Here is a 5,686-nt window from a genome sequence, read left to right as displayed (position 1 = left end):
TAAATCCTTATCTGGCAAGAGACTTAATTGATTAGTTCGCTCTAGATAAAAAACAATTGACAAAAATCGCTAAATGCCTTTCTATATAAGGGTTCCATCCCTTATAACCCCCGTCCATTGCATAACACAAACCGAAGAGCCAGAATTTTAAATTATATAACCCACCATCATTAAAGACGAGTGTAGAAACCCAACTAATGTCCTATTATCAAATAATTATCAATGATTTTGCCCGGTTATCGGATGGGGTGTTGGGTAACAGTCGTCAACCCAACCTACCTTCTACCTTTCTATTTTCTCATAAAGCTATCTATTCACCGCTCATGGGAAGATAAGGAATAAGTCGGTTGATTAGGGTTTTTATTCAGGGTTTGACAATCCGTTAAGTATTGTTCAATGACGGTTTTAAAAGCTTGTTCTAGTTCATCAACGGAAAGACCATCAAAAACGATAATATCTTCTATGTTGATGACACGACCAAAAAATAAGCGATCGTTTTCATCGTATTCAATCACAGCTTCATAGCCTTTGTATTGCATTAATTTACTCCTGCTTTAATTAAAAATTCACGAAGAGCTTTAATTTGGTATCTTTTGAGTTCTTTTTGGGGGTGAGGGGAATGAATGTTAAGGGAAATTTTGTTAAGGTCAAATCGCACTCTTGAGCCATCGCCTTGAGTAATATTACCTCCTAACGACTGAATTAAGTTAAGGATATCATCCCAAACGATGTTACGGCGGATGGGATCGGCAAAAATAGCGTCATAGGTTTTTCGCTGTTTTTTGTTCATTGGCTAATTATAGCTTGATTGCTAACCCAATACCTTGATGGTATAAGTGTTCGACTCAATCCCAGGAGCTAAAACCGCGATCGCCCTTAATCCCTTTCCCCCAAAATTCAAACTGCGATCGCATTTTTAATTGATAGTTGATAATGAATAGTTGATAATTATCCATTGTCAATTGCCTATTATCCATTGACCGCGATCGCCTTTTGACCTTTGACCCCTTCCCCTTGAACTGCGATCGCTGATTAGTTGATAGTCAATAATTGATTGAAAAAACACGGATGAGAAGCTAGGGACATTTTTTCTGGGCCAAGTCGCTAGAATGGGACTAGACTCCTCAAGCTTGAAGAATCTTCCTATGTCAGACGCTGTAACGATCGCCGATATTTACAAGTTATTTGAAAGAACTGAGGCCCAATTTGCCGAGTTTCAAAAGGAAGCTGATCGCCGCAGTGCCGAAGCTGATCGCCGCAGAGAGGAAGCTAATCGCACGATGGAAGAATTAAAAAAACAGGTACAAGAAACGACCAAAGCCGTTAATAACCTCACAACGCGCTGGGGCAGATTCGTTGAAGAAATGGTAGAGCCTGCGGTTGTGCGTTTATTTCAGGAACGGGGCATTGATGTCACCCAAACGATGAGTCGCTTGAAAAGTAAGCGTTCTGGGGCGGCAATGGAGATTGATATTGTGGCGGTGAATGGGAGCGAGTTGGTGGCTGTGGAATGTAAATCTCGACTGTCGAGGGATGATGTAGATGATTTTGTCAGCCGATTACAGCGATTTAAGGTTGCTTTCCCCCAATTTCGAGAGTTTCGGGTTTATGGGGCAGTGGCAGGCATTGAAATTGATCAGGGGATAGATGTCTATGCCTATCGGCGCGGTTTGTTTGTGATTAAGCAATCGGGGGAAACGGTTAAAATTATCAATGATGCTCAGTTTCAACCTTTGGGTTTTGCTGAAGGTGTTTAATCTCTTTTTTAAGAAGGCGTAATTTTGCGATCGCCCTTTTAATTAATAATGAATAGTTGATAATGTAAACTGTCAGGAGTCATTTTGGAAACCATCATGGAAATAAAAAACATTAAACAAAAAGCCAGAAATTGAATCGATAAATTGCCAGAAATTTTACAGGGGATGATACACAGGTAAATTAAATGTAATTGATTATGTTTAATTAGTAGTAATAGAATTGGTGCGTTACGGCGGATTGTTAGTTTTATTTTATTATCCAAATTAGTAGCCGCAAACACGCACCCTACACTCTACAGCAGCTTAACAGGAGTCGCACTCATGGTTCTGGTATTTGTAAATCTCGACAAATTTTTCGCGTCAAGAATTCATTGATTTCACGATGGCGCGGAATGGCTGAAGATTTCTGATTGACACGATTTACATAAATCGTATGATTGCCGCCCTCTCTTAAGAATTCACAGCCATAATTTTCTAAATGACGAATTAAGTTTATGCGTTTCATGCAGCCCAGAAAGTAACAGACTCTCGAATCACTTCTTGTCCTTGCAGTTGCTCTTCAGCTAATATACGATTAGCTTCTAAAACTAGCTCAATTGCTTCTTCTAAATTGCTTCTAGTTTCTTCTAGAGTCTCTCCTTGAGTATTAGCTCCTGGCAATTCTTCGACAAAACCAATATAGCCTTCGGGAACTTTCTGGAATATTTTTGTTAGTTTTAGTTGCATGATTTACCTCAGAATTTTAAATTATATCACCCACCATCATTAAAGTTAGCGGTGCGTTACGGCTGCTGAAGTGAAGCTAACGATATAATCGGATACAGCCCAAGCTGCATAATTAAGAGCCTGACGAATATCTTCCTCCTCCAACTCTGGATAAGCCTCTAAGATTTCCTGAATAGATAACTGACTAGCCAACAGTTTCAAAACAAATCCTACAGTGATACGCATTCCTCGAATCGTTGGCTGTCCAAGACATATTTGTGGATTAACAGTAATACGGTCTAGCTCTCTAATCACCGTGGAACTCCTGAGATAAACTCCTCCTGTATTGTTACATACAGCAATGAATGTTGAGCAAGTTTCTGCGCTGCTGCGTGTGAATTAAGCGGCGACGAGAGTAAATATACAGCATTTATCCACCAAATAACACCAATCACGGGTTGAGGTTTCGTTGAGGACATCGAGAGGGAAAAGCCTTTTTGGATATTCTGAGCGTTAGCGGTGGTTTTAGAATACACCATCTCTAGGAGCCTATCTTGCTATAATGTAAACTGTCAGGAGTCATTTTGGAAACCATCATGGAAATAAAAAACATTAAACAAAAAGCCAGAAATTTAATCGATAAATTGCCGGATAATTCTACATGGGATGATTTGATGTATGAGATTTATGTGAGACAGGCAATTGAAGCAGGATTAGCCGATAGTGAGGCGGAAAAGGTTATTTCTGTGGCAGAAGTACGCACTAAGTTCAAGCTAGAGCCATGAAAGTTTTCTGGACAGAAACCGCCGTTAATCATTTATCATCCATCTACAACTACATATCACAAAACTCCCCTCAATATGCTCAAAGACTGGTGGAAAGATTGACCAGACGCTCAGAACAGATTGCTAATTTTCCCTTTTCGGGTCGTCTTGTTCCGGAGTTTGAAACTGAGCAGATCCGAGAAGTTATCGAGGGTTCTTATCGCATAATTTATTATATCAAGCCTGAGCAAATCGATGTTATTGCGGTACTTCATGCTGCCCGAAACATTGAAAATCCACAAGATTAACGATAATCCAAGACCATTGGGGGAGTAAATTAATGGCAGCAGTGAAGATTACCAAAAAGCGCAAGAAAGCTCCAACGGGTTAGCTATCCCTCTGGGAGGAGTGGGAGGCCAATAGTCCAGAAATTATTGAGGTGGCTCATCAGTTCATCTTGACTAATTGTCACAACCCGCAGCGGGCGATATTTCTCGATTGATCTTAAATCTTTGGTTGAGACTGCAAGAAAGCTCATGTTACGCTACTGCGAACCCATCCTACAAATAATTGTGTCTCCCTACTTAATTCTACAGGGGATGATACACAGGTAAATTAAATGTAATTTATTATGTTTAATTAATAGTAATAGAATTGGTGCGTTACGGCGGATTGTTGGTTTTATTTTATTATCCGAATTAGTAACCGCAAACACGCACCCTACTGGATTGTTTCAGCTAATTTGGTGTATTAGAAAAATGCTATAAGTTCTATAATCTAAGACTTTAAGCCGAAATCTATTGCCCTATTTTAGCTGAAACAATCCACTACACTTTTGCTTTTTTTGTAGTAGGGGCAATTGATGAATTGCCCCTATAGATAGCGTTTAGGTGTAAACCAGTACAAACTTCACCAAATGAATCACTGGACGGGTACAGCGTCAGGTAGTTTGTATGTTCCATTCAAGACAGACTCACCGGGACGATAAATCCGCATAGCGAAATTCCAGCCCTCGGTTACATCTACCCGATTGGGAACATCGCCACAGTTCTCTTGCGATCCGAAATACACGGTGAAGGTGCCGTCGGGGTTTGGCTTTGGCATTACATTGGAGGAATTGACGATGTTGTTGTCGCTTTGCATGTAGCCGTCACTGCCATATACGGTGATGGACCAGAACGCCTCATTATCTGGAACATCATAGGTCGCTTTGTGACAAATATTGTAATCATGATCCCCATCGTAGTTTAGATAGATTGCATCCCATTCAGGTAAAAGCCCCCACCCAGTGGCTACCACGATGTGACGGGTATCCTCGTTGACCTGGCCACGCGGTCCCATCATCCCCTTCACACTGCTGTATTGGGCTGAATCCTTTTGATACTGCAAAGTTAGGGCTTGCAGCGATTCGCTGTCCCACTTGAACTCGGGCAGTGGATCGGCACTGTTGGCATTGATGCTGAACTGATCCTGCAACTTGTGGACCAGATCCAATTCATCCACGTCTATGGGATTGAACACTTGGATGCGGACGAAGAGACCCAAGTATTTGGTGTCATTGGGCAATTCATACGTTCCGGCTTCGTAGATCACGCAAGGGCAATAGTGGTCGTTATCCACGAGTTCAACCGATACGTAGCGATCTGGAGGCAATTCAGGGACGGTGATGGTGGCACCTTTAGACGTATCGACAACGCTCTGGGAGTAGAGAGTGTCCCTGTTCATCCGGATGATGCTTTGCCCGTCCAGCGGCGTGATGCTGCGTAAGTGGTAGAAGCGATTCAGGCCTTCCGCCGTTTTAACGATGGTGCCAAACTGCCGATCGCATTCGGCACGGATATAGGTCTCTGGTGTGACCAGGACATTGTTATTTTCTGCCATGATTGTCTCCTAATTGAGTATTCTGAACCAGTTCGTTTCTTGACACTCACCGGCCTAGAAGCGCGGTGATTCTTCGGGAAGGCACTCATGGAAAACCACTGTGTATGAACTAGGACAAGACTCCTACTCCCCTGGCGATGCCAATTGCCGCTACTCCCGCCGATTTTATCACCATTGGGGCTACTTTTTTGGTCTGTTGTTCGCTTCACTCGCTTAAAGTCTTTGCTTGTGGGGGCTGGGTCTGGAGTGCTACCGCACCGAAGACCACCGTTGGACGGTGAGCTTTGTTGAACCGTTCGGTCAGCCGCCTTTTAACACAGGTGTCACTGTCCGTTTCACCCACCTTTAAGGTCAACGTAGCTACCCTGATTCTACTAGACATCTCCAAAAATTATAGCTCAGTCACAGCTTGCTTTTAGTCTGTGTACTAATTAGATAGTTCGATAGCTGAAATGTATATCTATCGTTGCTAATTCAATTTCACTGAGGAAATATGAGGCAATTAAAATAATTTTTATTCGGGTAGATTCCTTAACTAGAAAGACTTTTGGTCTTGAGATAATATTAGGTCGAGGTCTA

10 protein-coding genes are annotated in these 5,686 nt (G+C 42.0%); 3 read left to right on the top strand and 7 right to left on the bottom strand.

Annotation, left to right across the window (positions count from 1 at the left end):
- Positions 1 to 314 precede the first annotated feature (314 nt).
- The 3 genes from O9290_RS23815 to O9290_RS23805 are packed head-to-tail and all read right to left on the bottom strand — an operon-like array spanning position 315 to position 977.
- Positions 315 to 539, bottom strand: coding sequence for a hypothetical protein (locus O9290_RS23815; protein ID WP_002762190.1), 225 nt, complete (start codon positions 537 to 539; stop codon positions 315 to 317).
- Entirely contained in the window at positions 539 to 790 is a 252-nt protein-coding gene (locus O9290_RS23810) for a type II toxin-antitoxin system HicA family toxin (RefSeq protein ID WP_002762191.1), read from the bottom strand. The genes O9290_RS23815 and O9290_RS23810 overlap by 1 nt, the downstream gene beginning before the upstream one ends.
- Positions 791 to 845: 55 nt before the next feature.
- Positions 846 to 977, bottom strand: coding sequence for a hypothetical protein (locus O9290_RS23805; protein ID WP_287732650.1), 132 nt, complete (start codon positions 975 to 977; stop codon positions 846 to 848).
- A 168-nt stretch (positions 978 to 1,145) separates the two neighbouring features.
- On the opposite strand from O9290_RS23805, the gene O9290_RS23800 reads away from it, so the two are divergent.
- On the top strand, positions 1,146 to 1,757 hold the full coding sequence (locus O9290_RS23800) for a DUF3782 domain-containing protein (RefSeq protein WP_288056501.1): 612 nt from the start codon (positions 1,146 to 1,148) through the stop codon (positions 1,755 to 1,757).
- 319 nt (positions 1,758 to 2,076) lie between these two features.
- On the opposite strand, the gene O9290_RS23795 is transcribed toward O9290_RS23800, so the two are convergent.
- Genes O9290_RS23795 through O9290_RS23785 form a run of 3 tightly spaced genes read right to left on the bottom strand, consistent with a single transcriptional unit; the run spans position 2,077 to position 2,777 of the window.
- Positions 2,077 to 2,262: a type II toxin-antitoxin system HicA family toxin gene (locus tag O9290_RS23795; protein WP_002762193.1), complete on the bottom strand. Its 186-nt coding sequence runs from the start codon at positions 2,260 to 2,262 to the stop codon at positions 2,077 to 2,079.
- The gene (locus O9290_RS23790) at positions 2,259 to 2,483 is read right to left on the bottom strand and encodes a type II toxin-antitoxin system HicB family antitoxin (protein ID WP_002734968.1); all 225 of its coding nucleotides are present in this window, start codon (positions 2,481 to 2,483) and stop codon (positions 2,259 to 2,261) included. Before O9290_RS23790 ends, O9290_RS23795 begins: the two co-directional genes overlap by 4 nt.
- A 45-nt stretch (positions 2,484 to 2,528) precedes the next feature.
- Positions 2,529 to 2,777 carry a DUF433 domain-containing protein gene (locus O9290_RS23785; protein WP_002762195.1) on the bottom strand — a complete coding sequence of 83 codons (249 nt, stop codon included), beginning with the start codon at positions 2,775 to 2,777 and terminating at the stop codon, positions 2,529 to 2,531.
- 281 nt (positions 2,778 to 3,058) lie between these two features.
- Here O9290_RS23785 and O9290_RS23780 point away from each other — a divergent pair, with 281 nt between their 5' ends.
- On the top strand, positions 3,059 to 3,247 hold the full coding sequence (locus O9290_RS23780) for a hypothetical protein (protein ID WP_002762197.1): 189 nt from the start codon (positions 3,059 to 3,061) through the stop codon (positions 3,245 to 3,247).
- On the top strand, positions 3,244 to 3,534 hold the full coding sequence (locus O9290_RS23775) for a type II toxin-antitoxin system RelE/ParE family toxin (protein WP_002744303.1): 291 nt from the start codon (positions 3,244 to 3,246) through the stop codon (positions 3,532 to 3,534). Before O9290_RS23780 ends, O9290_RS23775 begins: the two co-directional genes overlap by 4 nt.
- 613 nt (positions 3,535 to 4,147) lie before the next feature.
- On the opposite strand, the gene O9290_RS23770 is transcribed toward O9290_RS23775, so the two are convergent.
- On the bottom strand, positions 4,148 to 5,107 hold the full coding sequence (locus O9290_RS23770; RefSeq protein WP_288056504.1) for a DUF1214 domain-containing protein: 960 nt from the start codon (positions 5,105 to 5,107) through the stop codon (positions 4,148 to 4,150).
- Positions 5,108 to 5,686 lie beyond the last annotated feature (579 nt).

Origin of the sequence: Microcystis sp. LE19-41.2A, from assembly GCF_027530405.1 — a bacterium.
Lineage (GTDB): Bacteria > Cyanobacteriota > Cyanobacteriia > Cyanobacteriales > Microcystaceae > Microcystis > Microcystis aeruginosa.
Note: the sequence above shows the minus strand (reverse complement) of the source record. Positions and strands in the feature narration are given on the sequence as shown.

Coding starts and splice junctions, on each gene's coding strand:
- O9290_RS23815 (WP_002762190.1), bottom strand. CDS start 539: ATGCAATACAAAGGCTATGAAGCTGTGATTGAATACGATGAAAACGAT.
- O9290_RS23810 (WP_002762191.1), bottom strand. CDS start 790: ATGAACAAAAAACAGCGAAAAACCTATGACGCTATTTTTGCCGATCCC.
- O9290_RS23805 (WP_287732650.1), bottom strand. CDS start 977: ATGGATAATAGGCAATTGACAATGGATAATTATCAACTATTCATTATC.
- O9290_RS23800 (WP_288056501.1), top strand. CDS start 1,146: ATGTCAGACGCTGTAACGATCGCCGATATTTACAAGTTATTTGAAAGA.
- O9290_RS23795 (WP_002762193.1), bottom strand. CDS start 2,262: ATGAAACGCATAAACTTAATTCGTCATTTAGAAAATTATGGCTGTGAA.
- O9290_RS23790 (WP_002734968.1), bottom strand. CDS start 2,483: ATGCAACTAAAACTAACAAAAATATTCCAGAAAGTTCCCGAAGGCTAT.
- O9290_RS23780 (WP_002762197.1), top strand. CDS start 3,059: ATGGAAATAAAAAACATTAAACAAAAAGCCAGAAATTTAATCGATAAA.
- O9290_RS23775 (WP_002744303.1), top strand. CDS start 3,244: ATGAAAGTTTTCTGGACAGAAACCGCCGTTAATCATTTATCATCCATC.
- O9290_RS23770 (WP_288056504.1), bottom strand. CDS start 5,107: ATGGCAGAAAATAACAATGTCCTGGTCACACCAGAGACCTATATCCGT.